Source organism: Pseudoclavibacter helvolus (assembly GCF_049707175.1).
Lineage (GTDB): Bacteria > Actinomycetota > Actinomycetes > Actinomycetales > Microbacteriaceae > Pseudoclavibacter > Pseudoclavibacter helvolus_A.
Genome location: NZ_JBNAFM010000007.1, coordinates 143,623 through 169,184, shown reverse-complemented (window position 1 = coordinate 169,184; position 25,562 = coordinate 143,623). Strand labels below are relative to the sequence as shown.

25 protein-coding genes are annotated in these 25,562 nt (G+C 65.8%); 11 read left to right on the top strand and 14 right to left on the bottom strand.

The window, feature by feature from the left end; genetic code table 11:
- Positions 1 to 9 precede the first annotated feature (9 nt).
- Genes ACPYN9_RS07885 through ACPYN9_RS07870 form a run of 4 tightly spaced genes read right to left on the bottom strand, consistent with a single transcriptional unit; the run spans position 10 to position 5,230 of the window.
- Positions 10 to 1,455, bottom strand: coding sequence for a DNA polymerase (locus ACPYN9_RS07885; protein ID WP_424465446.1), 1,446 nt, complete (start codon positions 1,453 to 1,455; stop codon positions 10 to 12).
- Positions 1,452 to 4,157 (bottom strand): hypothetical protein, encoded by a 2,706-nt coding sequence (locus tag ACPYN9_RS07880; protein WP_424465444.1) that lies wholly within the window; start codon positions 4,155 to 4,157, stop codon positions 1,452 to 1,454. Before ACPYN9_RS07880 ends, ACPYN9_RS07885 begins: the two co-directional genes overlap by 4 nt.
- On the bottom strand, positions 4,154 to 4,954 hold the full coding sequence (locus ACPYN9_RS07875) for a DUF3854 domain-containing protein (protein WP_424465442.1): 801 nt from the start codon (positions 4,952 to 4,954) through the stop codon (positions 4,154 to 4,156). Before ACPYN9_RS07875 ends, ACPYN9_RS07880 begins: the two co-directional genes overlap by 4 nt.
- 45 nt (positions 4,955 to 4,999) lie before the next feature.
- Positions 5,000 to 5,230: a helix-turn-helix domain-containing protein gene (locus ACPYN9_RS07870; protein ID WP_424465440.1), complete on the bottom strand. Its 231-nt coding sequence runs from the start codon at positions 5,228 to 5,230 to the stop codon at positions 5,000 to 5,002.
- A 111-nt stretch (positions 5,231 to 5,341) separates the two neighbouring features.
- Between ACPYN9_RS07870 and ACPYN9_RS07865 the strand changes: the two genes are divergently transcribed.
- The 5 genes from ACPYN9_RS07865 to ACPYN9_RS07845 all read left to right on the top strand — a co-directional run bounded on the left by ACPYN9_RS07865 (position 5,342) and on the right by ACPYN9_RS07845 (position 9,447).
- Entirely contained in the window at positions 5,342 to 5,803 is a 462-nt protein-coding gene (locus tag ACPYN9_RS07865; protein WP_424465438.1) for a hypothetical protein, read from the top strand.
- A 508-nt stretch (positions 5,804 to 6,311) separates the two neighbouring features.
- A complete protein-coding gene (locus ACPYN9_RS07860) occupies positions 6,312 to 6,671 on the top strand; it encodes a hypothetical protein (RefSeq protein ID WP_424465436.1) in 360 nt (119 codons plus the stop codon).
- A gap of 4 nt (positions 6,672 to 6,675) precedes the next feature.
- A complete protein-coding gene (locus ACPYN9_RS07855) occupies positions 6,676 to 7,032 on the top strand; it encodes a hypothetical protein (RefSeq protein ID WP_424465434.1) in 357 nt (118 codons plus the stop codon).
- A 199-nt stretch (positions 7,033 to 7,231) separates the two neighbouring features.
- Positions 7,232 to 8,488, top strand: coding sequence for a hypothetical protein (locus ACPYN9_RS07850; RefSeq protein WP_424465432.1), 1,257 nt, complete (start codon positions 7,232 to 7,234; stop codon positions 8,486 to 8,488).
- A complete protein-coding gene (locus ACPYN9_RS07845; protein WP_424465431.1) occupies positions 8,485 to 9,447 on the top strand; it encodes a hypothetical protein in 963 nt (320 codons plus the stop codon). The genes ACPYN9_RS07850 and ACPYN9_RS07845 overlap by 4 nt, the downstream gene beginning before the upstream one ends.
- A 76-nt stretch (positions 9,448 to 9,523) precedes the next feature.
- On the opposite strand, the gene ACPYN9_RS07840 is transcribed toward ACPYN9_RS07845, so the two are convergent.
- From ACPYN9_RS07840 to ACPYN9_RS07805, 8 genes are all read right to left on the bottom strand, one after another.
- Positions 9,524 to 10,381 (bottom strand): pentapeptide repeat-containing protein, encoded by an 858-nt coding sequence (locus tag ACPYN9_RS07840; protein WP_424465429.1) that lies wholly within the window; start codon positions 10,379 to 10,381, stop codon positions 9,524 to 9,526.
- A 227-nt stretch (positions 10,382 to 10,608) separates the two neighbouring features.
- Positions 10,609 to 11,478: a hypothetical protein gene (locus ACPYN9_RS07835; protein WP_424465428.1), complete on the bottom strand. Its 870-nt coding sequence runs from the start codon at positions 11,476 to 11,478 to the stop codon at positions 10,609 to 10,611.
- Positions 11,479 to 11,703: 225 nt separating this feature from the next.
- Complete coding sequence (locus ACPYN9_RS07830) at positions 11,704 to 12,990, bottom strand: hypothetical protein (protein ID WP_424465426.1); 1,287 nt, start codon at positions 12,988 to 12,990, stop codon at positions 11,704 to 11,706.
- A gap of 45 nt (positions 12,991 to 13,035) precedes the next feature.
- Entirely contained in the window at positions 13,036 to 13,611 is a 576-nt protein-coding gene (locus ACPYN9_RS07825) for a hypothetical protein (RefSeq protein ID WP_424465424.1), read from the bottom strand.
- Positions 13,611 to 14,936, bottom strand: a complete 1,326-nt coding sequence (locus ACPYN9_RS07820) for a hypothetical protein (RefSeq protein WP_424465423.1) — start codon at positions 14,934 to 14,936, stop codon at positions 13,611 to 13,613. Before ACPYN9_RS07820 ends, ACPYN9_RS07825 begins: the two co-directional genes overlap by 1 nt.
- A 597-nt stretch (positions 14,937 to 15,533) precedes the next feature.
- Positions 15,534 to 16,499 carry a DUF2637 domain-containing protein gene (locus ACPYN9_RS07815; RefSeq protein WP_424465421.1) on the bottom strand — a complete coding sequence of 322 codons (966 nt, stop codon included), beginning with the start codon at positions 16,497 to 16,499 and terminating at the stop codon, positions 15,534 to 15,536.
- A gap of 65 nt (positions 16,500 to 16,564) precedes the next feature.
- Positions 16,565 to 17,050: a hypothetical protein gene (locus ACPYN9_RS07810; RefSeq protein ID WP_424465420.1), complete on the bottom strand. Its 486-nt coding sequence runs from the start codon at positions 17,048 to 17,050 to the stop codon at positions 16,565 to 16,567.
- 70 nt (positions 17,051 to 17,120) lie between these two features.
- Positions 17,121 to 17,570 carry a hypothetical protein gene (locus tag ACPYN9_RS07805; RefSeq protein ID WP_424465418.1) on the bottom strand — a complete coding sequence of 150 codons (450 nt, stop codon included), beginning with the start codon at positions 17,568 to 17,570 and terminating at the stop codon, positions 17,121 to 17,123.
- Between the two features lie 62 nt (positions 17,571 to 17,632).
- On the opposite strand from ACPYN9_RS07805, the gene ACPYN9_RS07800 reads away from it, so the two are divergent.
- Complete coding sequence (locus ACPYN9_RS07800; RefSeq protein ID WP_424465417.1) at positions 17,633 to 18,196, top strand: hypothetical protein; 564 nt, start codon at positions 17,633 to 17,635, stop codon at positions 18,194 to 18,196.
- A gap of 116 nt (positions 18,197 to 18,312) precedes the next feature.
- On the opposite strand, the gene ACPYN9_RS07795 is transcribed toward ACPYN9_RS07800, so the two are convergent.
- A complete protein-coding gene (locus tag ACPYN9_RS07795) occupies positions 18,313 to 19,119 on the bottom strand; it encodes a GIY-YIG nuclease family protein (protein WP_424465416.1) in 807 nt (268 codons plus the stop codon).
- Positions 19,120 to 19,239: 120 nt separating this feature from the next.
- Here ACPYN9_RS07795 and ACPYN9_RS07790 point away from each other — a divergent pair, with 120 nt between their 5' ends.
- The 5 genes from ACPYN9_RS07790 to ACPYN9_RS07770 all read left to right on the top strand — a co-directional run bounded on the left by ACPYN9_RS07790 (position 19,240) and on the right by ACPYN9_RS07770 (position 22,691).
- Entirely contained in the window at positions 19,240 to 20,061 is an 822-nt protein-coding gene (locus ACPYN9_RS07790) for a hypothetical protein (protein ID WP_424465414.1), read from the top strand.
- A 37-nt stretch (positions 20,062 to 20,098) separates the two neighbouring features.
- Positions 20,099 to 20,743, top strand: a complete 645-nt coding sequence (locus ACPYN9_RS07785; protein ID WP_424465412.1) for a M23 family metallopeptidase — start codon at positions 20,099 to 20,101, stop codon at positions 20,741 to 20,743.
- A gap of 78 nt (positions 20,744 to 20,821) precedes the next feature.
- Complete coding sequence (locus ACPYN9_RS07780) at positions 20,822 to 21,208, top strand: VOC family protein (RefSeq protein ID WP_424465411.1); 387 nt, start codon at positions 20,822 to 20,824, stop codon at positions 21,206 to 21,208.
- 34 nt (positions 21,209 to 21,242) lie between these two features.
- Positions 21,243 to 21,536: a hypothetical protein gene (locus ACPYN9_RS07775; protein WP_424465409.1), complete on the top strand. Its 294-nt coding sequence runs from the start codon at positions 21,243 to 21,245 to the stop codon at positions 21,534 to 21,536.
- 42 nt (positions 21,537 to 21,578) lie between these two features.
- Positions 21,579 to 22,691 (top strand): hypothetical protein, encoded by a 1,113-nt coding sequence (locus tag ACPYN9_RS07770; protein ID WP_424465408.1) that lies wholly within the window; start codon positions 21,579 to 21,581, stop codon positions 22,689 to 22,691.
- On the opposite strand, the gene ACPYN9_RS07765 is transcribed toward ACPYN9_RS07770, so the two are convergent.
- Complete coding sequence (locus ACPYN9_RS07765; protein ID WP_424465406.1) at positions 22,679 to 25,462, bottom strand: DNA methyltransferase; 2,784 nt, start codon at positions 25,460 to 25,462, stop codon at positions 22,679 to 22,681. The genes ACPYN9_RS07770 and ACPYN9_RS07765 overlap by 13 nt on opposite strands.
- Positions 25,463 to 25,562: the final 100 nt, after the last annotated feature.

Genomic DNA, 25,562 nt, shown 5'->3' with positions numbered 1-25,562 from the left:
CTTTCTTCGTTACTTCGTCCACCGGTCGGTGGTCGTCGGGGCTGACGGAAAGATCGCGACGCCCTCGATCTCTACCGCCATGCACTTGCGCAGGGTCTCCGCTGCCTGTTCCGCGTCGGCCTCGGGGACCATGGCCGCCAGTTCGTCGTGAGCTGGGAGCCATAGTGAGGCGACCCCGAGTTGCCGGGCGACTTCGAGCGCCATCCGCTTGAACAGGTCGGCGGCCGAACCCTGCACGACGTAGTTGACTCGCGCGTGTGGACCTTTGGCTGGTGCAAGGATGCTCCGGCCGAAGTGGGATGTGAGAGAACCACGCGAGTGGCGCACTCCAAGCGACCACTCCGCCAGCTTCGGATACCGGGTTCGGAGTGCCTGTTGAATCTCGGCTGCCCGTTCGACAGTGACACCGAGACGTGGGGCCAGGCCGGTCGGCTGCTGCGAGTAGATCGTTGCGAGCAGCGAGGTCTTGGCAATGGCTCGGCGCTCTGGCGTCACCTCTTCGCCGGGCCAAATGATCTCGGCCGTCTCGATGTAGGGGCTACGTCCGCTCGCCAGCATCGCCTTCATGCGCTCGTCGCCACTGAGGATCGCTGCGAGTCGAGGCTCGACCTCTTTCAGGTCGGCGGTGACGAGGAGATGCCCCTCGTCGGCCCGAAGGATGCCGCGAACGCCACCCTCGCGCGGCATGTTCTGGATGGCTGGCCCGCTCACGGACATGCGTCCGGTGTCTGCGCCGACTGCGTGAAATGACGGGTGCACGCGGCCGTCCGCCGAGGTCGCGCCGAGGACTTCGTCGAGCTTGCCGAGGCCACTCGCGGCCCGGCGGGCCGTATCGAAGGCTTCCCAGAGTTCGCGCGCGGAGGGCGGCACGCTCGCGTTCTCTCGGTACTCCTTGCCGATCTTCGGCAGTCCTCGCTTGTCGAGTGCGGGGGTGCCGTCGTCTTCGCGGGGCACGACGCCGAGGCGCTGGACCCACCGCTGAGTGCCCGCTCGGTTGCCACTCGGGTCGACGTTGAGACGACGGCGGGCCGAACGCCTGTCGGAGTCGAGGCGTGCCCGGAGTTGCTCAGCGTCCTCGGTGGCCACTCGGATGCCGATGGCCGACCGCACCCGCCAGACGAGGTCGGTGTCGGCGTCGATCAGTGCAGACGACGCCTGGCCCGGTGTGGCGCGACTAGCCAGACCGTCGAGCGCGTAGGCGAGCTGCCCAGCGTCGTGAGGCGCGAGCGGCTGCTGGTTCAGGGAGTGGACGAGCACGGCGGTGTCACTCAGCGTGCCGACCGGCAGGCCGAGTGACCCCTCGGTTTGGGTCGCTTCTTGCGCCCATACGCGGTGTCCAGCCTGACGAGCCTGCATCGCCCAGGCGGCGGCGGCCTCGGGGGCGCAGACGGTCGCCTGGCCCCCGGCCGCGTAAAGTGCCGCGCCGTTCGGAAGCACGCTGACGGCCGCGCTCATGCTGCCGCCTCCACGCCGAGACCGGGAGCGCCCTGCACCTTCCACTTGTAGGTCTGTGGCTTGTAGCGAGTCGGATCGGTCGGGTCGGAGACGGGGGAGATGCTGAGGCGCACCAGGTCGATGACGACGCCGCGCGGGGCGGACGGACCCTGGATCGCCCAACGTGGCACCTGTGCGCCGGGCGTCGTGCCTTCGACAGCCACCTTGCCGAGCGCCTTGTATACGTCGGCAGGCTTCAGCCCGTCGAGCTGAGCGCGCTTCGCAGCTTCCGTGACAGCGGCGAGTGACAGGATCGCACGGGTGCCGCACGGTGTGACCCAGCCGATCTCGTTCCGGGCCGGGACGAGCTGTGGGTTTCCGTCGTTGTCGACCCGTGTGATCCAGCCGAGGGATGTGAGCTTCGCATGCCGTTGGGCTCCGGCTTCTACGCGGTCAAGCTCCGTCTTGCACTCGGTGATCTGCGGGTCGAGGTACTCGGTTCGCAGGCTCCAACCGCCGCCTGGGGACAGCATGCCTCGGAACGCCGAGAGCATGCGCTCTTCTCGGGCGACGCCGGACTGGACCCGGATCGCTTCGGCCAGGAGTGTCCGCTCGGTTTCTTCCCAGAGCGTTGCCCAGTCGTCGCGGCTCATTCCAAGCGGCCCGCCTTCCTCGGCGAAGAGGTTCGGCATGCCCAGCATGCGGAAGGCGGAGTACACCGTGCCTGGAACTTCATGCAGGCGGTCGCTCGGGACGCCGGGGCTCTGCGCGTATTCGTCACGGTAGGCCTGAACGTGCGCCGACAGTTGCGACATCGTCGCGAACTGTCGCAGCGCACGCTCGACCCAGGCCCAATAGCGGTGTGGGAGTTGCGTGTCCTTCGAGATGGACTTCAGCGCTGGCAGGTTGGCGGCGTGCGTGTGTCCGGGGCGCGTGGGGTCGATCCCAATGACGATCTGTCGGCTGAGCTTCGCGGGGTCGGCGATTTCTGTCTCGCCGGTCACCACGAGACTGGCCATGATTGGCTTGGGGGCGCTCAGTGACCCGTCGCGCTTCGCGGTCATTCGGTCGTCAAGATCGTACGAGTTTCCGGCGAGGAACTCGATAAGCTCGGCGGCAGCAGCAGCCGCCTTGCGACCCGATGCTCGTCCCGTCTCATCGTTCTTCTGGTCGTCGAGGACGCCCACGCTGCTGCCGATCTGGTGCAACGTGCCTCGCGCACCACCGTGGGCTGGATCGTTCAGAGAAATCGCACAGTTCGAGCCTGCTGCGCCCGTCAGCGCGGTCAGCGTGGCCTTGGCCGTCGTCGACTTGCCGTGCCCGAACGTGCCGCTGAGCGCGACCATCGGGTGCGCGATGTCGCCCACGAACGGGGCGGCTGCCATCACGGCTAGGAGTGTTGCTCCGAGCACGGGGAGTCCTGGGAAGCCTTCTCGAATGAGGCGGACGAAGCTGGTGGACAGCTCCTGGTCTGCCTGGAGCGGGTCCGGGCCGGACGGAACCTCGCCGACTCCCGCATAGTCCTCGGGAACGAGCGCGGTCGCCTGCTTCGCGTTGGCTGTCGAGCGAGCGCTCGACGAGAATCCGTCACGGGTGAGCGTCCCGTGAGTGGACACAAACCTGAGGCCGTGGTCGGTCTGGAGGACGCCGTTGCGGGGAATCTCGATCTCGCGTGCGCGACCTGCGCTGAGAGCCGCGAACGCCGCATGAACGGGCTGCCGGTACTTGCCTGCGTCGACGAGGTGGGCGACGTGCTTCCCACCGGTGACGAACTGGGCGGGGTCACGGATCGTCTTCGGGTCGAGTCCGACGTGCATCGGCATGGGGTCGGGCAGGTCGGCGACGCCGTCTGCCGTAAGAATGCGCACCATCGCCTGGCGCGGTGACGCGTCGTCGGCTGCGACGAGAAGCCCCTCGCGGGTGAGCGCCTTCGATTCGCGAATCGTCGACTCGTAGGCGAGGTAGCTCGTGATTCGCGTGCGGATGGGTGGGCGGCGTTCGCCGCTTCGCCCGTCGACGCTGTCCACCTCTTCGTAGATTCCGATGTTGCGACCGAAGCTGGCGATGTAGCGCGTGTTGCCCAGCTGCGCAGCGACAACCTCGTCCCTGCCGTCGCGGATGCAGGCGTCGGCCCAGGCGATGCTGGACTCGGCTTCGGCTGCGAAGCGCGAGCGGAGGTCGTCGGCGTCGCCCTCCATTGCACGGATGAGATCGCTCCAGGCGGAGTCGGTGCCCTCCTCGCTCGGCTTCAGCGAGCGCATAGCCTGTCGGACGGTCGTGTGGTCGAGGTTGGTGGCGCGCGCGATTGCGTCAACCATCGAAACCGCACGCCCGCGCATCGCGGCGCGAACTCCTGGGCGGAGCAGCTTCTCGGAGCCGAGCTGGATCGAGGCGAGTGCGGGGAAGCAGTCGGCGTCGAAGCTTGCGGTGCCGACGCGGCCAGCGCGGGTGCTGATCCGATCACCGTCCACGTCGGCAGAGTCCGCATCAGTAAGCGCCCACTCCGCAGTGACCCACGGCGTCCACGCGTCGCTGGCGGGTGCCCAAGCGGCCAGCGGCACGACAAGAGGTTCGACATGGGCGAGGAGATCGAGCTTCTTGCCCTCCTTGCGCCAATCTCCGTAGCGGAGCGCGCTGTCGAGCAGGCTGCCGAGTCGGGCATGCGGTGTCGCGAGCACGGCTGGCGGGTTGTCCGCTGGCGCTGCTTTGGTGGTCTTGGTCATGCGGAAGCTCCTGCAAGGTAGTCGTCGATCCCGGCGTTGCCCGGGATGTCGAGGATGGAGACACGGGAACCGGCGGCGCGAAGGAGCGCAGCGGTGTTGTCGAGCGCCACTGCGACGTTCGCGTTCGTGCGCCAGTCACCGTCGAAGGCGAGGAAGACGCGGCGACCGTCCAGCACGTCGCGAAGCGTCGCGAGGAAGTCGCCTGGACGGGGGCCGATGCGGTCACCTCGGCGGACGGCAGGGATGCTTACGCCCGGGTATGCGACCACGCCGAGTGAGGCCATATCTCCGTGCGCCGCCAGGATCGCGTCAGCCTTGACAACGCCCTCGGTGAGGATGAGGGGAGCCTCCGTGTTCGCAACTGCGGCGGCGTTGTCCGGGTGGATCATGCCCACCGACCCGTCCCCGTGGGGGGACCGGAATTTCATGTCGGGCTTCCAGGAGGCGCAAGCGACTCCAGGGCGGCGGCGAACCTGGGGGAGGTCGAGCGCGTGGGCCTGGCCATCCTGGCCGAGTACCGCGCGAGGAATGTAGAGGAGCGCTGCCTCGTGGAGGGTTTCGGCTTTGACTCCGAAGCCCGCAGCTAGGGCCGCATTGTCCGTGGATGTCGCTGGCCGGTAGCCGCGCGATGCAATCAGGTCCGGCGTGATGCCGCGCTCGGCAAGGTAGCGCGCAGAGGCGTTCAGAACCTCTGCATCGCATTCGCCAGCAGCGTTCGCGCGCAGAGCGTCGACGACTGCCTGTGGCGGCGTCGTCGGCGGTGCGAACGCTGGTGCGGCGGGGGCCGGTGCGGTCATGGTGAGCCTTCTTGGTTGATCGGTGGAACTGGGGGCGTCGTCGAGCTAGGCGGCCTCGCCGAGCACGGGATGCCCGACAACTGCTTCGAGCTGGGCGAGATTGACCTTCAGGCGGCGGCCCACGCGAACCACGTCTACGCCCATCTCCGCGAGTCGGCCGCTCGTCGCGAGGTCCATCGCGTGCTGGCGGGAGCAGCGGAGGACGCGCGCCGTCTCGGGGATGGTCAGTAGCGATGGGACCGGCTGCGGCTTGCGGTCTGTGACTTGAGCGCTCATGGCGACTCCTTTCAGTTGATCGATACCCAGAGTCTACCAGGTTTTACTTGTGCTCACGAGTGAAACCTGGAGGTTTCTGGGATTTGTGGTGATTTCCGGTATGGTGGTCGCATGACATTGCCCGAGACTCCCTCCCCCGGACCGATCACCGGTCCGACGCCGCCCTCCGTGCCGATCCCTGGCCCGGCGCTCCGAGAGCTACGCGGGTACGAGGGGCAATCCCAAGCGGAATACGCAGTTCGGCTAGGCACGAGCCAGCAGTCCATCGGCGCGTGGGAGAAGACGGGGGTGCCGTTTCGTCACCGGACTCGCGTGCGGAGCATCCTCGGAGAGTCGGAGCTTGCCTGGGCGCAGGCGGTCACCTCTGGAGAGATCGACCCCAACACGGTCGATCCGAACCGATTTCAAATCGAGTATTACGAGGGCGCAGAGTTCGTCGAGAGCGCAGAGGAGGCTGCGAAGACCGCTGCCGCACAGTTAGCGACGCGGGCCGTCTTCCTGCGTGGCTACTCCGAGCAGGAGTTGCTGACCGAGCTGATGCGTCGCTCAGCTGAGCGGGATTCCACGCAGTAGCCTCCGCGCGAGAAGTCGATGAAAGCCTGGCCAAGTGCCGGGCTTTCGTCGTTACCGCAGGGTGCAACAAGGGTGCAACAGGCAGGGTGCAACAAGTCCAGATGGACCAACATCCGCACCAGCATGCGGATGTTGGCGGATCTGGCGGGGTGCAACAGGTTTGGCAGCACAGACGTGTGTTTTCAGAGGGGTATATGTGATGGGGCCGGGGAGGAGGGAGGGCGGGAGGACATATATCTATATGAGAGCTTTCTAAGAACACAATTGTTGTTGCACCCTTGCCTGCATCCCCCTACTTCCGCTTGCTGATGCGGATGTGGGGTGCAACAAGTGCCTGTTGCACCCTCGGTGAAGTACCGCCCAACTTCCGCGTCTTTGCAGGCAAGTGGGGTGCAACAGGCACTTGTTGCACCCTCGGCTCGAACCTGTTGCACCCCGGTCGAGGCCGAGTGCGGACGTGCGAACCCGCCCACCGCATACTCCGGCCACCAACCGACTGGAGGCCCGAATGAACGACCAGCCACGCCCCGTCGAAGCCGTGCGCGAGTTCGCACGAGCAGGCGACATGCTCCACTTGGACTGGCAGCAAGCCATCGGCCTACAGATCGTCCGCCACCGCAGCGGCTCGATCATCTACGGCACCCTCGATGGCCAGCGCGTCAGTGCCTCCCGGCTCGCCTACATCGTCGGCGCGAATGCAATCATCTCGGCAGACGGCACCCTCGTCTTCCAGAGCGAGCGAGACCCGATCAACGTCGAGACCCGACTCCGCGAGGCACTCACCGAGCGAGGCTACGTCGTCACGAACGACTTCGACTCCGAGACCGTCCACCCGTTCCCCGGCCCCGCTGCTCCTCGAAGCATCTGAGTCGATGACCTACGCAGGCGCACAGCGGCGACCCCTTCTCCCGCGCCTCGTCGCCTTCACCGCCCGAGAGCCAAGCGCCAGCCGTCGCCCTGTCGGCCCCGCCACCGCCCTCCGCCTTCTCCGCGCCGGTTGGCGAATCGCAGCCCAGTGGCGTGACGCGTCCGGCAGCCTGCGGCTGCTGATGGCGATTCCGCATCCGCAGACGCAGGACGACATCGAGATGCTTCAGGCAGTGCTCGGCACCGACGAGTCCTTCCTCGAAGCCGAGCAGCGTGCGGAGCTGGTCCCTGGCGGACGGCGGACGGCCGAGCAGGCTATTGCGGAGCTGACCGCTGCCTGTGGACTCGGCACCTCTGGCTGAACGCTGGTTACGCCGCCTGTAACCGGCAATCGCCGCTCAGTCCAGCGGCCACGGCGAACGCGCCAGCCACAACGACCCATTCCGGGTCAGCTTCAGCGACTCCGACGGCGGATTCGGGGTCACCACCGCGCACCGAGCGCACACTCCGAGCGGCAGAGAGCCATGTCTCGGGGGAGATAGCAGAGCGAAAGGGGAGCCGATGGCGCGCAACGCAAGTCCGTCCGGCTCCGCCCAACCTGCCGACGACGCATGGCGTGGCTCGATCACCCTCGGTGGTCAGCGGCACCAACGCCGAGGCGCGTCCGCCGACGAGGTGCAGCGCAAGCTCGCCGGGCTCAGGATCGTCACACAGCTCGACGCCGACCAGGCTGCCGCCGAGGCCCTCGCCGAACTCGCTTGGGGAGCAGCGCTCGACGCTTATCTCGCGGCAACGTCACCGAGTCCGGCGACGGCATCCTCCTACCGCAAGCTCGCCCGAGCCCACCTGAGCCCGGCTCCGTTCTGGTCACGCCCGGTCGCCGCCGCCACACCGTCTGAGATTGAGGCCTTCGTGTCGACGCTCGCTCGCCGAGACGGCCACCCGGCCAGTAGAGCTACGCGCGAGGCCGTGCTGAGCCTTCTCCGTCGGGTCGGCGACCACGCGGCCAACGTCGCCCACTTCGGCGTCCAACGCAGCCCGGCCGCTGGTGTTCGACTACCTGCCTCTCCGGCGGCAACGCCCGCGCAGCAGCTCACTGCCGAGCAGGTCGAACTGCTCCTCGAAGCGGCAGCCGCCACCTCGACCAGCAGTCGCATCCGCTGGGGCCTCGCGCTTGAACTTGGCCTGCGCAGCGCAGCAGCCCTCGCGCTCAGCACCGGCGACATCGAGCAGACAGCGAAGACTCTCCGTCTCACCGTCGCAGGCACGCTCCTCCGCCTTCCGGCGACAGCGCACCACCCGGCGGCCTGGGTTCGGCGCGAGCTGTCCCAGCCTCGCACCCTCGCGATCCCGCGCACCTCCGACCTCGGCCGCGCTCTCGCGCTGCACCTCGGCGATCTCGCCGACCGCCGAGCCGTCTCGACACTCCCTTCGCAGCTCCTCGTCGAACGCGCTGACCTCCTCGTCGGCGTCGGCCGCGCGGCTATCGAACGTGGCGACGAGCAGGTCTACTCCCTTCCGAGCGGCTGGCTGCTCCCACGCCCTCGACGACTGGATCTGCCGACTACCGAGGACGCCGACCGTCGCGCGTGGCATCGGCTCTTCGCCGCAGCCGAGCTCCCTGCGATGCCGAGGCGAGCGGCCCGTCGAGCTGCCTCTGCGCGGCTGCACCAGATCAGCGGTGACCCTCTTGGCGTCGCTGCCGTTCTCGGCGAAACCGGTGCCCGCGCGATGGCTCGGCACCCAGACGAACTGAACCAAAGAAGCCAAGCAGTGCTGCGAGTGGCACTCCGCATGACAGAAACGAGAACACGATGAAGAACAAGAAGGTGTGGGCGGCCCTCGCCGTCGCAGGCATCGCTGGAGCGGGTCTGGCCGGATGCGCGAGTGGAGGGGGAGCTGGTGAGTCACCCACAGCCACGGCCGAATCGCTGCTGACTGCGCTCGCCGACGGGGATGTGGAACAGGTGCAGACGCTCACGGGGCTGGAGGCGGACGACGAGATGCTCGCGCTCCTGCCGCAGGCGACGGAGAAGATCGCTGGCGTCGAGATTTTGACGAGCGACCCCGAGAACGTCGACGAGCTGACCGAGGTCGATGTCTCAGTCGCCTACACCCTCGGGGGCGAGCGCTTTGAGGACAGCATCCGCGTCTCACGGCAAGGCGAGGACGGACAGACAACCTGGGTGGCTTCGGCTCCCACCGCATCTCTGGCAGCTTCCTCGCGTTCTGCGTTCTCCGTCGGTGACGCAGAGGCTGCTCCGACGTTCAACCTCCTGCCCGGCGTGTACCCGGTCAGCATGGATGCGCCGTACGTGGACCTCGACGTTTCCGAGGCCGTCGTTGGCACTCAGGCGTCCGGCAGCGCAGTTGAGCTGCCGGTTGCCCTCGACGAAGATTCATTCCTGCCTGCGGCTCAGGCCGCTGCCGCTGAGGCGATTGCCACCTGCTTGTCCGACTACGAGCCGAATCGCGTGACCCCTCAGTGTGGGGGCTCGTACGCCAGCTCGCTTATGGGCACGGGCAGCATGACCTTCACGGTGGAGGGTGAGGTTCCCGAGCTGAACATCGCGCAGGAGAGCGCTGGGGGCGCTCAGCTTCCGGTAGTGAAACTCACTACCGGCGGCACCGTCACGATCCTCAAACAGAGCAGCTCGTCGATGTCGAATTTCGGCATCGACAGCTCCAGCTCCTCGACGCTCACGCCGGGCCTGAATGTCGAGGTCACGCTGCTGCCATCCGGCACCGAGTTCGCCTCCATCAAGGTCACCGATTAGCCACCAGCCCGCACCGCACACCAGCGCCCCGTCTCGAAACGCCGAGACGGGGCGCTGGTGCACCCAGCAGCCCAGCTCAATCGTTGAGAAGATCGACGAAGGCGAGGTGACCGCCCTGGAAGTCGTCGATGTTCCGCTCCGCTTCGGGTGGTTCGAGATAATCCGGCCAGCGCGTTTGCTCCGACCAACCGTGCGCGGACGCAACCTGGTCGGACGTGAGCCCAACCGCATCCTTGAGGTTCGCGTAGTAGAGCTTCGCGCCGGTCAGATTCGCGCCGGTCAGATTCGCTCCCACTAGGTATGCCCCGGACAGATCGGCGTAGTCGAGACCAGCATGAGACAAGTTTGCGTTTCGGAAGTTGGCGCTGCGGAGTTGCGCCGAGTAGAAGCCCGTGCTGGTGAGGGTTGCCCCGTCCAGAATGACCTCCTTGGCGAATAGTTGATTCATGTTTGCGCCTGCGAAGCTCGCACCGCGAAGCCTGAGCCGGAAGAAGTTCACGGAGTCGAGCTCCAATCGTGATTCCGGCTCTTGTCTTCCGGTCACCCGCCCCAGCACCTCTGCCGCTGCTGCAACATCAGCAGGCACGTTCGGTGGCTCCTCGGTGCCTACAGGGCGAGAACCGTGCTCTCGGAGGAATGAGGCCAGGACCGACATCACGGCTTGCTGATCTCGCGCAGAATCCTGCGTGATTCGTTCCAGGGCGTGGATGCCGCCAATACGCACGAAGGCGCTCTCTCGGTCGCTGAGTTGGCGCAAAGCCTCGACGTACATGGACGTGACATGCTCATCGCTCTCGCGGTCGGCGCGCGCTTTGGTCACTTCGTCGCGGCTGATGGTGAGGAACAGGGTGATGACCGCCAGGACTCCACCGGCCGCAAGCAACACACTCTGTCTGGCTGATGCAACGGCCACGAGTCGCTGCGAGTCGGACACCTTGCTGCTCGACGAGATTGTGAGGTCGACGAGAAAGTCCGGGAGAAACAGTATGGCTATCACTGAGACGGCCAGGTAGATACCGATGCCAATGACCCAAGGTCTACGCCCGTCTACGGCCCATAGGTTTCGCACGGATCAAGAATAGGGCGACCGACATCGACTCGGATCTGTTCGACGCTCCGACTCGAACTACCGGTGGCCCCGGACACCGTCACGGTGGCCACCTATTCCATCGCTGCTCCGTCGCTGGCGCTGTGTGCCGCCTCTGCTTCCTGCCGCCACCGCTCGGCTTCCATCTCCGCCGCGATGGCTTCGTCCTTGCAAGTGCAGACAAACAGCCGATCGGTGTAGTCGTACTTGGGGTGCCGTTGAGAAGCTTGCCAGTCGAGGAACCTGCGCATGAGGGGCCATGTCGTCACGCGATGCCAAAGACTCGGACGAGCGAGCCACTGTCCAGTCGCCCAGACCGCTAGGGAGGACTCAACTCGACGAACACGCTTCCCGTAGCGACGCTCAGCCCGTTCCAACCGCTTGCGCGACTTTTCGAAGACCCTCCACAAGACCTTGTCGTCCTCGCCGAAACTCTGCCCAGTGACTACGTCCATGCGTCTCTTGAAGTCGTGGACGGCCATTCGCTCGGGATCGTAGATGTAGCGGGCTTCGTGATAATGCCAGAAATCGTGTGCCGCCTTTGCCTCTCCTTGTAGGCGAAAGTGCCAGTTGAGTAACCACTCACGCGCCCAGGCGCTTCGCCGAGGCTGGAGCAGCATCAGGTCAGGCGATTCCTCGACGGCCCAGTTGATGGAGTGCATTTGGTAGTCGTGGGCAACTCTCGTGTGCGGCGGCACGAGGCGCATGAACACCCTTGGTGGACCGTCTGTCGGATACGGCGGATCGCCGATCCCGAACACCGCTTGGAGCTTCGCTTTAGCCCAAGCCTGCCGGGCCTCAAGCGCTTTGTCGCTCCGACTGAAGGTTCGTTGGATGATCGGTCCGAGCACTGCTCCTATGACTCCAGAGAGGGCACCAACCAGCACCACGACCCAGAGAGGGTTTGTGGGCTCTGCACCATCGAGGGCTGTCGCAGCATTCATGGTCGAACGTTACGACGGTCATGTGCTCGTGTGCGAATCTGCATGCCTGGGCGCGGCAAAGCCGACGGGAGGGTCGTGGTTAGGTCGTCAGGGAAATCGGCCAACATCCAAGACCCCCAGCCGCCTCAACACCTCGCGTCTGTCGTCGCCGAGCAACTATCGACGGTTCTTTCTCTGCGATCCAACGCCGAACCGGGAAACGCCGAGACGAGCGCTACTGCTTGCTCAGTAGCGGGTTGCTCGCGCGATCAAGACGCGCTGCGCGACGAAGCGGAGCATGTCAATGTCGTGTTCCAGGGCGGCGGCCTCCGGCCCGGTTGGGAGGAGTACGTCTTCGTAGCCCCCGCCGTCCATCTTGGAGTGAACGATGCGGCAGCGGATGGCGTAGACCCTGTTCGCGAACTGCTCCCGCACGTCCGACTGTTGGTTGTTCAGCGAGAGCTTCTCCGCTCCTCTGATCTTCTTTTCCTTCGTGAGGGCTTTCAATCGAACCTCGTCGGCCGACAGGAACTCGACGAGCTGGTCTTCCCTGACGCACGATTGGATGGTGGCGCGGAGTTGCTGGCGTTCGCTCTGTGAGCCGTCGCCCGCTCCCGCCAGCGCAAGCAGACGGGTGATGTCGCGATCTGTAGATGGGTCGAACGCCGGATCGAGGATCGTCGACCGCAGGTCGTGCACAGCACGAGCGCGAGCGAAGTAGCTAAAGAAATACTCGACCGACTGGTAGTACGCGAGGAACTCCAGTGTGGGGAGCTGCCCGCCCTGCCGTCCGTACTGGTACAGGTGCAATGCCTCGGCAGCGTATTCGTTCCTTGGAAACTCTGGCACCTTGGTGGAGTCCTCGGATGACATGAGTTCTCGTCTGCGGTATCGGCGCGGGATGCGCAGCGGCAGGCCGTAGGCCACGTCGAAGTCGAAAGAGATTCTGTGGATCGTTTCTTCCAGCAATTCTCTAGCGGTGTCGTGCGTGAGTTCATTTGCGCCTGTGATGCGCACCATGTGCCCGGCTGGGTGCTCCAGGACCGCGCTGGCAAGTGCGCTTCCGGGTAGGAACTCGACAACCAGGTTCGACTGATGATCCGTCAACTCCAAGCGCCAGTGACTCTGTCTCGATTTGGGGGACTCGTGCTGTGAGAGGTGGTAGTCAAGCTCGCTGGTCTTGAACTCAACTCCGGGGAGCGTGGTGAGGCGACGCGAGCGCACGGGATTGTCAATGAACGCTGTTATCGCGCCTGCCATGGGGTCATAGAACGCAGCAAGGTCGTCAAGTAGGTGAATGTTCTCGAACTCGTCCTCCAGCAAGTCGTCAACGTGGTCCTCGGGTATGCGAACTGTTCGGCGGAGTCGGTCGCACGGAAAGTCGATGTAGACACCGAGCATCACCCGACCGTCGGAAAACTGCCGGTCGATGCAGATGTCAACAGGCAGATCAGCCTCCTGCGCACGATCCCGAAGTGATTCAAGTGCGGGAGTGAGCTTCTCCGGCGCAGGCAAGTCCAGCTGGTCTGTCATGCTCCGACGCTACCAACCACCGAGGCTTGCCACTGCCACTGCCACCTACGCCTCTGCCAACAGCCCCAACGTCAACACAGCCAAGAGCCCACCGAGCAAGTCCGCCAGCCCATCGAATGACTGGTCGACGGCCGCCTCAACGCCACGCGCCTGCCGCCGCTGCACAACAGCCCCCGCCACGGCTGCGCCGCGTGCGCCGAGCGCCGCCGGGGGAGGGGAAGAGGGTGTCTTGCCGCTGTCCGCTGACGCGAACCAGAGCAGTGCGTCAGCGCTGTGGGAGGCGAGTGCTGATGCCCAACTCGGCTGCGGCAGGCCGGTCTGCCGCTGCTGCTCGATCAGGTCGTCGAGGGCCAGCAGGTCGCGCTCCAGCTCGTCGACTTCGGCCTCCCGCGCGAGCACGTCGGCATCGCAGTCGGCGGCGTCGGTGAGCCTGAGCATCCGCGCCTGAGCTGCGAGAGCGGTGGCTGCAATTGGCTGCCAGGCTTCGAGCTTTTCGGCGGCGTCGAGGGCCTGCGACGCACGCTCCCGAGTGCGCAGTCGGCGTGCCTGCCTGGCTGCACTTTCGACGGCGGTGTCCCTGCGCTGGCACCTGCGTCCGCCGTGTTGCGAGTCCCTGCACATCAGGCCGCCTCCTTCACTTTGTCCGGTCCCCGTGAAGCACTCTTCAAGAGGAAGTTCTCGACCTGCGCGGCCACCGAATCAGCGCGCGCCTTCGGGTGGTCGGCGGCGGTCAGAGCGAGGCTCAGTTGCTTCGCAATCTGCGGTGCGAGCGCGGCTCGGACACGCGCATCCGGTGTCTGCTTGACGACTACGGCGAGCAGTTTCTTCGTCCACGCCATCAGCTCGTCCAGGGTCGCCCGATTCGATGGCACCAGGTGCTGAACAGCCTTCCTCTTGCCGGGCTTTTCGTGCGCTGCCCGAGCGGCTGCACGGAGAACCTCACCTGCCATGCGCACGCGTGCTCGGTGCTTCTCGGTCATGCTGACTAGCTCCGCCGCCTTCGCGTCGCGGGCAGCCTCAGCCTGCTCCTTCGCGAGCTGCGCATCGCTGCCCGAACCAGAGTGCTCGGCGATCCAAACGGGCAGGTCGTCGATACCGAGACTGTGCTCATCGAGCCACTTCCGAGCGTGCCCACGCGCCACCCTGCTCAGGCCGAGATCGACCTGCCCGGTTTGCTCGATTGCGTATGCCCAAACGCCACTGCCCGGAGCGTCGTCGCCGTGTGCCCAGGCCGGTGCCCGAACGTCGAGAATGAGGTCGGCGAGCAGGTCGACGCCTCGGGTGCCCGTCGTCAGCGCATTCACCGTCTGGGCACGGTCGTACTGGTTGGCGAGGTGCACGGGCAGGTTGCGCACTTTGTAGACGAAAGCACGGCCACCTTTCGCCCTGTGCGCCTTGGTCAGCCACCCGAGGGCGCACAGCCGGTCGAGCGTGGACTTCCCCGTCTGTGGCGATCCCGCGCCCATCTCCAGAGCGAGCCAGGGGCCACTCATGACGATGCCTTTCCAGCCCTTGCTCCGAGCTTCGTCCAGCTCTCGCCCGGCAACGATGGCGAACGCGAACCTGGTCTGCGCCGTCTGCCGAGCGGTGAGCTTGGGCTGCGTTTGTCCGGTCCCCGTGAGGAGGTGGCCAACCAACTTCCGAGCAACGCTGACCGCTGCCGCATCCCGCGCTTCCGCTCCGGCCATGGCCCCCGGGGGGAGAAGGAGGCCACGGTGAAGCTGGAACGCACGAATGACTTGCTCCCACTGGGAGCGGTCGCGGGCAAGCCCGGCGAGGCGGGGCGATCCGGACCGGCGTGCGGCATCACGGATGGCGTCGAGGTCAGCCGACGCAGTCAGCGCGGACAGACCGGCGAGCGCTACACGCTGAGCAGGAGCGTCGGTTGGATAGCGAGAGTCGTAGTCGCGCCAGGCGGCGACCAGCTCCTCGGCCTCAGACTTCATGGACTGAGTCTAGGTTGTTTGGCTGAGATAACTATGTAGAAGGTTCCGGGCCAGGCACGCAGGCCGGATACCTTCTACAGGGAGTACAGCTACGTGCCGTTTCAGCACTGCTGAGACGCAGGCCGAAGACGGCAGAGCGACCGCTGAAAGCGGGGTCGCCAGCTGGGCAGCGGCGGCGAGCGCTGGGCTTTGCCCAGGCCGAACGGCGCGCTGCGCAGGCGGGGGAGCAGCTACGCAGGGGCTGGCCGCGCTGTCTGCGGGAGGCGGGCCTCACAAGCCAGACGGTGAAAGCAGCAGAGCAGAGTGCGGGAAAGCCGTAGCCCCAGCAGGGGCTACGCCAGGCGACGGGCGTGCCGGTGCGGAGCGGGTCGGACTCGGACGCGCAGAGCGCTGAGCCAGTCGTGCTGACGCACGTCTGTCTCATCTCTCTTCGCATCCTCGTCACTCCTATCCTTCTTTCTTTGTGTTTCGCACCCTGCGCCGGGTTCGACCCACGTTGCGCTCGCATCCACCGCTCGCCGCCCGGCCCGACCTCGAACGGGCACGCATAAGCCCCGCCGGTTTCCCGGCGGGGCTAGGTTCCTGCGGAGCTGCGACCTACGCGGCGGTTGCCTCGGCCTCGGCGGCGGCAACCGCGCGCTGGAGCGTAGCCCGAGCCACGCCGTACTCTCTGGCGGCGGCGGCCTTCGGCATGCCCGAGAGGACCGCCGCTACGGCCTGCTCACGCGCCTTGTCATCGCTAGCGGGCGGCGTGCTCGTCGCCGTCTTGGCAGGGCTGCTCACAGGCTTCCGGGCAGGGATGCTCGGGGCCGAACGGGCAGGGGCTGCGGGCACCGGGCGGGCAGCGGGTTCGGCAGCGTCGGGCACGCGCTGCTCGGTCCCCTCGGGCACCTCGCTGGCAACCTCGACGGACACCTGCTCAGCGTCGACGGCGGGCACAGGCGCGGTCACCTTGGCGGCATGCTCGCGAACCCCGAGCACCACCGTCTCAGCGTCGCGCCCGACCCGACGGGCAGGCCGCTCGGCGTCGACGACCGGGCGCGTGATCGGGCTCTCGCGGAGGATGAGGGCGCGCTGCTCGAACGGCTGCTCAGGCGCTTCGGTTGGTCCCTGCTCGGCGCGCTTCCCGCGCTTCGGGGCTGGCGCGATAGCCAGGTCCAGGATCGCGTGCGTCGACGCGAAAACAACCGAAGGAAAAGCCCCCGCGACAACGGCTCCAGCGATGGCAGTCGCGGCAACGGAGCCGGACCCGAGCAGGACGTGCGCGACCTGCGCGGCGACACTTCCGAGGGTCAGAATCGCGAGGCAGGACCACGCGAAGATCGCACCTTCTCCGCGCGCTCGGCGAACGACGGCGACGAGGCTGAACACGAGGATGCCGCCGTCGACGATGACCGGCACGAGCGCGCTCATCCAACCGGGCAGGAGTGCCCACTCACCGACGGCCATGAGGCCGGGAACGCCTGCCGTGAAGCTGACGATTCCGAGCGCGGCGACAAGCGTGGTGACGGCGACGACGAGGGTGCGAGTGTCGCCGTGCAGACGGGTGGAAGTGGTGCTCATGCTGCCCTCCTCGGGCGTCGAAAAGTGGGGAGCCGGGGCGACGGTCTTCGCCCCGGCAAGGCTTGCTATGCGGCGTCTCGCGCGGCTTGCGCGGCCTTGATTTCGCGAACGCGGGTGAGGAGCCAGAGACTGACGAGTTCTTCGTCTTGGCGGTCGAGAGGTACGGCCTCCGGCGACTTGTCGACGGTCTCTTCCGCCTCCTCGACCAGGGCTTCGATGTAGCCATAGAGCGTGCCGGAGAACTGCTCGCGCGACTCAGTCAGGAAGCTCTCCATGAGCCCCCGGTCGGCGACCAGGTCGGCCCGGAGCAGCTCGATGCTCTCGTCACCGTGGTCGTCAGGATCGCGGATGATGTCGACGACGATCTCTGTGCTCGCGACCAGAGCTGCATCGGCGGCTGCCTCGTCCCAGATGAACCCCGGCTCGCGGCTTTCGACCCCGTCGATCACGACCTGCGGGAGAGTCTTGGCTGCCCTGCGTGCGCGGACCTTGCGTCGCTGAAGGTCGAGGCGCGAGGTGTACGCGGCCATGGTTTCGGTCTTGCTATCCATCGTGCCCTCCTTGGGCTGTCGGTCGTGCGGGGGATGCCGGGGCGAACGTGACGCCCGCCCCGGCGGGGTTCTACTCGGCGCTGGGCTCTAGCGCGGCGCGGTACGGCGCTGGGTCGAGTGGTCCATAGCCGTCGTCGTCCTGATCGGTCTTCCCACCGTCGAGGTAGGCGAAGGCATCTTCCAGGCTCGTGTCGACGGCAGCTTCGACATCGTCGAAAGTGGTCTCGTCGGTGACTGTCAGGCTGTCGAGCGCCCAGGTCAGCTCACGCTGGTAGATCGCGTACGCGGCCTCCGTGAGGTCGACCAGGAAGCCGTCCCAGTCGTCGCCGTCACTGTCGAGGTCGAAGGCGGAGCTGTCGTAGTTCGGCGTGTTCGCGCGAATGAAGTCGTGGTGCCTGGCCGGATCTGCCTCCGGGCTCCCAACCGCGTGCTCGATCTCGGCGGCGAGTTCGTCGTAGGTGCTCATGTTCTCGTCCTTCTCTGTGGTGTCCTCCGCGCTGGTCGCGGTGGCGATGAACATAGCGTACCATATAGAACACCGAAATGTCTTCAAATTCTCTCCCTCATAATGAACGGATGCCCATGTCAGACCCCATCGCGCATGCCCAGCACGAACTCGCTCGCGCAGTCGCGCACGAGCGTGACCTGCTCGAAGGCGACCCTCGTGCCCGCCTGGTCGCTACTGCACGCATGGAATCCGAACTCCGCGAGGTCGGCCTCCAAGAAGCTGTCGACGAGGCTCGCGGCTTCGACCCTCCGCTCACCTGGACAGAGATCGCCGAAGCGCTGGGCCTGTCGTCGCCAGGCGCAGCCGCTGCCCGCTTCGGCCCGGGTGCTGCCGCGAACCGCGCACGCGCCGCCGAGCGCTCGGCTTCCCGGTCGGCCATCGCGTCCGACGCAATCGCCGACCGCCCGAAGGTTGACCTGCCCGGGTGGTCGCTGGCGGAAGCCGCCGATGCCCTCGGTATTACCCTCGCTGCTGCTCGCGTTCGCCTTGCGCGTGCGCGGAAAGCTGCGCGTGAGTCCGGCACTGAGGCGGAACTGGAGGCGAAGATCGAGCGCGTCAGTGGTGGCGTGGGCCGCGCTGCCGTCAGACTCCTCGACCTCGATGTACTGCGCACCGGCTCACAGCCCGCTCACAGCTAGTTACATATAGATTACCTATAGGAAGTCCGGTTGGCCCCGGATGACATTCCTTCTCCAATGACTGTGGTGGTCGGTGAGAAAAGCCCCGAGAGTTCATCTCGGGGTTTTTCGTTTGCTCAGCCGAAGAGCTTGCGCATGTGGTCGACCTGTTCGGGTGTCAGGCTCCACCTTCCGCCCTTGCCTGGTCCGTCGCAGTGTCGCCGGAGCTGGGCGCGCAGTCTCTTCTCGTCGATACCAAGCTCGTCGGCGAGCTGCGCCGGAGTTGTCGGCGTAGGGCGGCCGATCCGAGGTGCCGATCTCGGTTCGAGCACTGGCGCTGCCAGTGCGGGCTCTGTGCGTGCTGCCATCCATGCGCGCACCTCGTCGGCCATGGCTGCGCGCGCTGCTTTGAGTTGTGGGTGCGGATGTGGGTTACGTCGCAGGTTCAGCGGTGGAGTCCAGGCCTGAATGATGGCGGTCTCGACCTCTTCTTGTTCCGCCAGTGACAGGGCTGTCGGCTTCGGCCACACGGCGATGCGGAGGTGTGCGTGCATCCAGGCTGACAGTCGCGCGTCGCCACCGTCGGCGAGGCCGAAGTTGGCTGGGCGTTCTGGCTTCTCCGGGCTCCTCGGCACTGCGTGGAGGTCGAGCTGGTTGCGGAGCTGGGCGGCGAAGCTGCGGCGAACGGTTGAGCCTCCCGTGCGTGCGGTCCGCCCCGGCAGGGCGGCGAAATGGTCGCCGACCTCGCGCCCAAGCATGCTGTCCTCGCTCTTGCCGACGTAGAGTGCGCGGTCGCTTTCCGGCTCCAGTCCGAGGTCTCGCCAGGCTCGTTCGTCTCCATAGATGGCGTACAAGCCCGGTGTTGCCGGGACGTGCGCGTCTGCCTCGGCGACTGGCCAGGTTGACCCGGAGAGGGCTCGGAGTGCGTCGGCTGTGGCGTTCATGCGCCGACGGTAGCAGCAGCCGCGCGCAGAATTGCGGAGTGCGTACCATTTCGCTGTTCTATATGTTACAGTTAGGACATCGAAACGGGACACCGCCCGGACGGACCGAAGGACACGACCATGGCCACCACCGAGCGCCCCCGCCTCATCGACTACGTGACCGCGCCCCTGCACCTGATCCCGCGTCTGGAGATGTGGAAGCGGTCGACGTTCTACACGCTCTTCTGGGGCGGCCTGACCATCGCGACCGGCGTTGGCGCGCTGGCCGGTTTTACGCACCTCGCATCCGAGGCTGACGCTGCTGCCTACCGCGCCTCGCAGCCACTTCCCGTCGTCCACATCGACCAGGCCACCAACCCCCAGCCTGCTTCCGACGCGCCCGCCCCGGGCGTCGACCCCGCCGCCCTGCCCGACCTGTCGGCGGCGTTCGATGGTGCAGTGTTCGAGGCTGTCGCACCAGCGCCGGTCGCTGAGGTCGTGCCGGATGGCAACGCCGAGAGCATCACCGTCGAGTACGTGGGGGAGAGCAACGGGGCTGCGGCTGCCGTTGAGGCTCCTGCGCCTGTCGAGGCCGCTCCCGCGACCGACGGCATCGACTACTACTACAGTCTCGACGGCTATGCGAGCACGCTCTCGCAGGGCCAGGCGATGATCGACGCCTGTACCGGCGGAGTCACCGAGATGGGGAGCTACACGGCCAACGGTGCGCCACGCACCTTCGCACTTCACTCGCACTGCGGTGGTGACGCCGTGACCTACGCACCCGAGGGTTCGACCGTCGCCATCGGCGGCAGCGTCTACACCCTCGGCCCAATCGTGGCCCGTCTCAGCGCATTCGAGCACACCGATCTCGACATCCCGACCGGTTACGACGCGATGTGGCAGTCGTGCTACAACGGCGCGGCAGATATGGCCTTTCGCTCACTGACGCTCGTCGGCTGAGCCACCTCGACCCACCTATCCCGAGAGCTTTTCCCCCATGCGCACCCGAAATACCTTCGCGTCCGTCGTCCTCGGCCTGACCCTCCTCCTCGCAGCCCCAGCAGCGGCACTCGCAGCTCCGCTCGACCGCGATGCCCCGACGGGCACCGGCACCGCTTCGGTCGCCCAGATCGCCGCAGAGCAGCGCCAGGCCTACACCGTCCCCGCCCTCGCACCCGCCGCCCTCCGCGACGGCGCGGGCGTCAGTGTCACGGTGCGCCCGGCTGTGGTGGCTCCGACTTCGGGGCCGGTCACCGACGGCTTCGGGCAGCGCATCTCACCGACCGCTGGAGCCTCTTCGGACCACCAGGGCATCGACCTGGCCCCGGGTCAGGGCACGCCGATTGTGGCGGTTGCTGACGGGGTTGTGACGGCTGTTCAGCCTGCGGACAACGGCGGTCTCGGAGTCCATGTTGTCGTTGAGCATTCAGCCTTGGGCGTGCGAACGGTGTATGGCCATGCGCTGTCCGGGAGCCTCGTCGTCGAGGTCGGCCAGCCGGTGCAGGCTGGGCAGCAGATCGCCGCCGTTGGGAACACCGGCACGTCGACCGGAGCACACCTGCACTTTGAGGTGCGCGATCTCGTGAGCGGGGGAGCAAGTGACCCGGCGAGCTGGCTGGCCGGGCACGGAGTCGAGCTGTAGTCGCGGCTAGGCTCGCGGCATGCAGCAGCGAACGCCGATCCGGACAGATGCCGATATGGGTCCAAAGGGCGCGAGCTGATGGCCGGATTCCATCACGTCGAGGTCTGGGTAGCCGATTTCGAGTCGGCCCGTCCGGAGTGGGCTTGGCTGCTAAGTGGCCTGGGATTCGAGATCGCGCAGGAGTGGCCTGGTGGGCAGTCCTGGGCAGCGGGTGGCGCGTACTTGACGCTGACCGAATCACCGAACCTCTCGGGTGCCGAGCACGACCGCCGCACGCCCGGCGTGAACCACATGGCTTTCCACGGCGGGTCAACAGACTCGGTTGACGAGCTGATGCGGGAGGCGGTCGCTCACGGTTGGACGCCGCTCTACCCGGACCGATACCCGCACGCTGGCGGGCCGGATCACTACGCAGGATGGCTGGAGAACTCAGCGGGATTCAAGGTCGAGGTCGTCGCGGACTGAACGCATTGTCGGTGGCCGATGACACTCTCTCGCCATGACCACCACTGCCACACTCACCCGCACCCTCGACGACGAGATCACGGTCGAGATGGCCGACGGGCAGCCCGTCGTCTTCTGGTGGCAGCGATTCCCCTACGTGGTCGAGGGTCAGCCGATGCTGTTCTACCGCCGCAAACCTGGCCGGTGGTGGGCGGGGGAGGTGGCTGTCACCAGACTCGACGACGAGTTCTGGCGCGTCAGCGCCGCGCGCGATGGGGCGGACGAGGAGCCGCAGCTTTTCGACTTGAAGTTCGATGGCGAGCGCTGGTCGCTGGTGCTGGCGTGGTGATCCGAAGCTGAGATGTCGCGGACGACCGGTAGCGTCGGAGCTATGGCGGACGACGAAGGGACAGAGCCCGAAGACTCTCTGGACGACGAAGCCGAGACCGACGACGATTCCGCTCCAAGCTTCTCGGGGTTCAAGCTTGATCCGGCGGTCACCGGTTTCACCGTGAACCCTGCCATCGCAGCGTGGTCGGCTGCGATGCAACCGACTTTCGACAAGATGGCCGCCAACATGGCCGAGATCGCGGGTCTGGCGACGGCCAGGATCAATCCAGCGCTGATCGGCATAGCTCTGCCTCGCATCAACCTCGTCAACTCGTACTTCGAGAACAACGTGGCGACCGTTGCCATCGCGGCAGCAATGCGTGAGATCAGCAGGCCTCTCGACAAGCTTCTCGTCGAGATCGGCGAGACGATCTCGGACGCTCTCCGACTCGCGCCGGACCCCGGGGTCATCAACCGAGGCATGTTGCCGCCGACGCTGCGGGGATTCGCCGACGAGTTCGATGCGCGTGAAGTCTTCGAGCTGGTAGGTGCCGAGGGTGTCCCGATCTGGTCAGTGCCGCGACCGCGCATTGCTCGACTGCTAGCCAAGGCTCCGGACCCCAGTACCCGAAGGCAGCTCCTCAACCATCACTACGACGCGATCCTCGCTGACTGTCGAGAGGCTATTGCCGAAGTGCCGCCGTCCGAGGAGTGGAGCGGATTGTTGCGGTTCGCCGACCGTGCACTTGCCTCGGCACAAGCCGGACATTTTGAAGCCGGGCAGGCTTTGCTCACATCGACGCTCGATACAGCTGTTACGAAGATCGTGCCGAAGCACGCGAAGGGCGATGTCATCAGCGGCGGGCAGAAGCCAGAGCATCGCCACAGGTACTTCAAGCAGATGGGGCCACAAGCTGCCTACGCATGGGTTCCAGCGTGGCACGCCTACGTCAACTTCGACGCTCGTAGAGACGCTGACATTCCCCGCACGTTCTCCAGAAACGCGACCTCACACGCTGTGCACCGCTACCAGTACAGCAAGCGGAATACTGCCTGGGCGGCCTTGGTGGTCACCAACCTCCTCATCGCTCTCACGAGGGGCCTCGTGGACAAAGACGGTCTCATCGAGGCTGCTAAGGAAGCGAAGGAGAAATCGGGCGATCAGCCTCGCTGACGCTTGCCCGGCTTCGGAGGCAGAAGCTCGCTGGCGGATAACAGACGCTCGTAGTGCAGGAACAACGCCCTCTGGCGCGCCAGCTCGTCGACGTTCTTCGTGAGGCCGAACGCCTTGTCCACGGCTGTATCCAGAACGCGGTGCGCACGGAGCAACTCCGGGGCCATCGCAAGAGGGTTGTACTGATCGGCGAGAGAGCGGTCGGGGTGAAGCTCGCGGGCAGCGATGACTCCTTGCCCTGCGGTGACTACGGTTGCGCGCGCCTTTTCTGTAAGGTCCGGCACCGGCAGTGTGTTCCAGACGATGGTGTTCGAGAAACTTGGATCTGACTTGAGGCGGCCACCGACCGTCTTCTGCCAAGTGATGAACATGGATGACGACAAGATCGAGAACGCGAACCCGTCGGGGTCGTCGCATCGGTAGACCTTGTCTCCGGCGATCACATCCGGGGTGAGTAGCGCGCAGGTTGCGAACAACCGTGTCTCGGAAAAGACCTTCGGGATGCCGACGTACGCGGTTGAGGGTTGGGACCGCTGACCAAAGAGGTGTGGTGTCGCTGCCATCTGACGCGTCGAGGGCGCGCGGCTGTCCTCCCGGAATGCTCGTACTGCTGCAATTCGGCCCTTCAAGAGTGCAGACTTGCTGAGATCAGCGGGGTCGAGGTCAGCCAGCCAGAGGCACCAACGAGGAAGGTCGCGGATCAACTCCCGGCCCATGATGAACCGCCGCAGATACTTCGAGGCGACCGGATCGGCAGCGAACGCGGGGTAGTCGTCAGCTTCGACGATGAGGTGACCGCCGTCGCGAGGCATGCTCCCCATAGATACCGGCGGCAGCAGCGGTGAAAGCACCGTCTTACGTTGTTCGACGAGGACGTTGGGGCCGTCAACGAGGTAGCCGTTGATCTGCGCAGAGACGGGCACGCGCGTCGGTTCGCCCCGGAGTCCGTCTCGGTAATCGAAGAGAGTGGCTCCGCCTCGCTTGCGTTGGTCGAAGCCGACAATGACGCAGTGGACTGCTGCGGCCCCTGGTGCTTCACTCGTCCAGGCGAACGTGCGGTGGGCGAACTTGATCCGCCAGCCCGCGTCGAAGATCGGCCCGAACAGTGCTGGAACCGGCTCACCTTGCACAATGGAGTTCGTGGAGACGAAGGCGAACTCTCCGGCGTACCCGGGGCGGGCGAAGAGCTGAATCGCCTTGGCGTACCAGCCCGTGACGTAGTCGAGTCTGCCGATGTCGTCGCGCTGCCAGACACGGCGTAACTCCGTGGCCTGTGCTTCGCTCCGAGAGGCGTGCCCCAGGAACGGAGGGTTGCCCATGATATGCAGGCTCTCGGACGGGGGAGTCAGGCTGGCCCAGTCCGTTTCTAGGGCGTTGCCGACGTGGATCGTGTCGATCTTGTCGAGCGGTAGCGGGTCGGGTGCCTGCCCAAGTGCCAGTTCCATGGCGCGGTTTGCCTGGTGGTCGACCAGGTGCATCGCCGTGGTCGCAATTCGGGCGGGCCACTCTTCTAGCTCGATGCCGTGGAAGTTGGACAGTCGCACCGGCAGGTGCTCGTCGAGGAAGGTGAGGGTGAGTCCTGCATCGCCGAGCTGCTGGAGCCGCACGAGAATATCGAGATCGAGGGCGCGCATCTCGCGGTAGGCCACAACAAGGAAGTTGCCACAACCGCAGGCAGGGTCGAGGAACTGCATCCGCCCCATGTCGCGTCGAAGCTTGTTGAGAGCTTTCGTGTCGCTGTGACCGTCAGCGAAGCGTCGCCGTAGGTCGTCGAGAAACATCGGCCCGATGAGCTTCAGAATGTTCGTCTCGGTTGTGTAGTGCTCGCCGAGCTGACGGCGAGCGACTTTGTCCTTGACGGCCTGGAACAGGGAGCCGAAGATCGCGGGCGAGATGGCCGACCAGTTGAAGTGAGCTGCCTGAAGGAGCCGCTGGCGCATTTCGCTGTCGAACGAGGGAATCGACAGTGCTTCCTCGAAGATGCCGCCGTTCACGTATGGGAAGCGTGCGACGAACTCGTCTAGGTTCTTCTGTCTGCGCGAGGGTTCACGACCCATGACCTGGAAGAGGAGCGCAAGCTGCGGGCCAAGGTCGCTGCCGTCCTCAGCAGTTCGAGTCTCGATGAACTCCAGGAAGATGTCGCGATCCCACACGCCAGCGTCGTCGGCGTAGAGAGCGAACAACGTCCGGACGAGGAAGATCGACGCCTCGTGATCGTCGTAGCCGGAACCTTCGAGCGCCTCGTAGAGGGAAGCCATGAGCTTGGCGGCGGTGATCGACGCCTTCTCCTGCTCTTTCGATCCAAATGCCCGCTGGCTGTATCCGGCGAAGAACGCGAGGCGGTCGGCGTGCTTCGGGAAGTCAGGGAGGTCGATCTCGATGACACCGTCGTCTTCGGCTCCGAGGTCGAGCAGGCGAATGTGGTGGAAGTCCGACGTGATGACCCACTTGGGTACTTCCGGGTCGGGGAGATCGTCGATGTAGTCGAGCGCCTGACGCTCGGCCGCCTCCAGGTCTTTCCCGGCGGATTTCATCTCGATGAGGGCGACACCCGGAATGAGCGCGTCGATGTAGCCCTGGCTTGCCGTCGACGACCGCTTCGACCGCTTCTCGTAGAACGCTGCGCGCGTCTCGGTGATCCCGTATACACCTAGAAGGTCGCGGACGTAGCTCTGTCCGTCCTGTCGCTCATCACCCGGGGAATCGGCCCATTCTCGCGCGAAGGATGCCGCTCGGCGACGGATTTCGTTCATCGACAGTGATTTGGCCACCTGCTGAATCTACCGGCACGGTTCCCCGCCAGCTTCACCGGGTGATTGCACGAAGGGGCACTTGCGTAGGCTTCCCGCGTGGATATGAACGCGATCAGGT